At 74.1% G+C, this 2701-nt stretch carries 2 protein-coding genes and 1 pseudogene; 2 read left to right on the top strand and 1 reads right to left on the bottom strand.

Features of this window, described 5'->3' with window-relative positions:
* Nucleotides 1–250: 250 nt before the first annotated feature.
* Complete coding sequence (locus tag H5J33_RS30335) at nt 251–1714, bottom strand: cytosine permease (protein ID WP_181797983.1); 1464 nt, start codon at nt 1712–1714, stop codon at nt 251–253.
* Nucleotides 1715–1805: 91 nt separating this feature from the next.
* Between H5J33_RS30335 and H5J33_RS30330 the strand changes: the two genes are divergently transcribed.
* Nucleotides 1806–2441 (top strand): TetR/AcrR family transcriptional regulator, encoded by a 636-nt coding sequence (locus H5J33_RS30330; RefSeq protein WP_181797982.1) that lies wholly within the window; start codon nt 1806–1808, stop codon nt 2439–2441.
* A 70-nt stretch (nt 2442–2511) separates the two neighbouring features.
* Nucleotides 2512–2701: pseudogene (locus H5J33_RS30325) on the top strand (amidohydrolase); the annotation flags it as partial.

Below are 2701 nucleotides of genomic sequence, written 5' to 3'. Positions count from 1 at the left end.
ACCGTCGTGAGAACCGCTCTGCCCGCCGCCGAACGCCCGTTCCGTCTGGACACCGTGCCTCCTGATGCGTCGTCAACTGCCTGCCCGTGCAGGGGCAGTGCAGCAGACGCGGGCGGCCGGTGGTACGACTACGCGTCGACGACGCGAGAACGAGTGAGAAAACGTACCCCCTCGGGTGGCGCCGGCGGGCAGCCGCCGTGTCCGGGTCCTGTGCGGCCGGGGCGCGGCTCGTCTCCGACTCCCGCCCGGCTCACGGTTGTCCGGTACGAGGCGCCGCCGGCCCGAGGCGCGTGAACAGCACGGCGTACGCCGCCGAGGCCACCAGCAGTCCGGCCGGCAGGGCCAGGTCGACACCGCCCAGGGCCGCGGCCACGGGACCGGTGTAGACGCTGTCGACGCTCAGCGCGGAGGCCGTCACGCCCGCCGTGAGGGCCAGCGCCCCGGACCGGTTGACGCCGCCGGTGTACCAGAACGGCCCGCCGGGCGACTCGTCGGCGAGGCCGGGACCGTCGTAGCGGCCCCGGCGCAGCAGGATGTCCGTGGCGTAGACGGCCGTGCTCGGGCCGAGCAGCAGCACGGTCAGCTGGAGCACATCACCGACGGCGTCGAGGAAGTCGGAGACCAGCAGGGCGTACAGGGTGAGCGACACGGCCACCGCGCCGTCCACCAGGACGCTGAGCGTGCGCCGGATGCGCAGGCCGACGGCCTGGAGCGCGAGACCGGCGCTGTAGGACGTGAGCGCGTTCAGCGCGACGGTGCCGAGGACCAGCGCGAGCAGGAACACCGGCCGGAACCAGCCGGGCAGCAGCGTCTGCAGCGAGGTCTCCGGGTCGTTCATGTCGACGGCGGTCGCGGCACATGCGCCGACGCCGCACACCAGGACGCTCGGCACGAACCCGCCGAGCGCCGTCCAGCCGGCCACCGCCTTCGCGGGGGTGGTGCGGGGCAGATAGCGGGAGAAGTCCGCGCTGGTGGTGTACGACAGCGGGCCCGAGGCGATGAGGGCGGTCCCGGCCGCCACGGTCGCCCACAGGTCCCTGCCGGTCAGCGGCGGCCCGGGGGTGTAGCCGAAGTCGGTGTGCCGCAGCACCGCGACGCCCACCACGGCGAACACCGCCGACAGCACCAGGGTGATCGGCAGGTAGAGCCGGACGATCGCGGCATGGCCGTAGACGCCGATGGCGAGCGTGACGGCGGCGATCAGTACCACGACGGCCGCCTTCACCGCGGTGGTCACCGGCAGTCCGGCCCGGTCCACCAGGGAGAAGGCCGCGGTGGCCGCCGCCGCCAGGTTCAGCGCGAAATAGCACACGGAGATCAGCCAGCCGGTCACCGCGTTGTTCACCCGGTTCCCGCGCACCCCGTACAGCGCCCGGGTCACCACCTCGCTCGGCGCGCCCGCCACCGGGCCCGGGACCGCCAGCAGGCCGGTGAGCAGCCAGAACAGATTGCCCACGACGATCACCGCCAGCGCCTGCCACAGGCTCAGCCCCATCAGCACCAGCGCGCCGCCCACCACCAGGCTCAGGTAGTTGACGTTGGCGGCGGCCCACACGGAGAACAACTCACGGGGCCGGCCCCGGCGTTCGGAGTCCGGGATGAGATCGATGCCGTGCGCCTCGACGCCGGCGCGCTCGGCGGCCCCGGAGACGGAGGCGCCGCCGGCGGGCGTGGGCCCCGCGCCGGGGTGCGGGTCGGGAAGCGTGGACGCCATGGGGCCTCCGAGAGCCGTGGGATGGGGTCTGGTCGCTTATTGGGCGGGTGACCAGTTGCTTATTGGTCGCACACTCAATAGCATCGCCGTCATGTCGTCAAGCGTTCAGCGCAAGCGGATTCGCAAGGACCCGGCCGCCCGGCGGGCGGAGATCGTCGCCGCCGCCGCGGCCGTCGCCCTGGCCGAGGGCCTGGAGTGCGTCACGCTCCGCCGGATCGCCGAGGAACTCGCCGTCCGCCCCGGGCTGATCAGCCACTACTTCCCCTCGGCCGAGGACCTCGTCGCCGAGGCCTTCGGCAGCGCGGCGACCGGCGAACTCGACCGCCTCCTCCCCGCCGGGAGCGCCGCGCTCACGCCCACCGGACGGCTGGCCCGCTTCCTCGCCCACACCTCGGGAGAGGAGTACGACGCCATCAGCCGGCTGTGGATCAACGCCCGCCACCTCAGCCGCTACCGGCCCGTGCTCCGCGACCGGGTCGCCCGGCAGGAGGCCGCCTGGCGCGGCAGGCTCGAAGGCCTGATCCAGGACGGCGTGGACGCCGGCGAGTTCGTCACCGGCGATCCCCTGACGGTCGCCGTGCAGCTCCTCGTCGTCCTCGACGGCCTGGGCGTCCACGCCAACACCGCGACACCCGAACGCCCGGCCGCGGTGCTGCGCATGCCGCGCATCACGGCCGAGCGGGAACTCGGGCTGCGGCCCGGCACGCTCGACGAAGCCGCCGGCTGATCCGTCAGCCCCGTGCCCCCGCCTGAAAGCCAACGGCCTTGATGTGCCCCCTGTCAGCGAAGGAGCCCCCGTGCCCGCCGATCTCGTCCTGCTCTCCGCCCGGCTGCTCGACCCGGGCACGGGCCGCCTCCTGCCGCACACCGCGCTCGCCGCTGAGCGGGGGCGGATCGGCTTCCTCGGCGACGACCGGGGCGCCCGTGCCCTCGCCGGGCCCGGCACCACCGTGGTCGACCTGCGCGGCGCGGTGGTCACCGCCGGGT

The organism is Streptomyces sp. WELS2, from assembly GCF_013870595.1.
Classification (GTDB): domain Bacteria; phylum Actinomycetota; class Actinomycetes; order Streptomycetales; family Streptomycetaceae; genus Streptomyces.
The sequence above is the reverse complement of the archived record's forward strand: the minus strand, read 5'-3'. Positions and strand labels throughout refer to the sequence as shown.

What these genes read in the sequence shown, in the direction of transcription:
- H5J33_RS30335 (WP_181797983.1), bottom strand. Translation starts at nt 1,714, where the DNA reads ATGGCGTCCACGCTTCCCGACCCGCACCCCGGCGCGGGGCCCACGCCC.
- H5J33_RS30330 (WP_181797982.1), top strand. Translation starts at nt 1,806, where the DNA reads ATGTCGTCAAGCGTTCAGCGCAAGCGGATTCGCAAGGACCCGGCCGCC.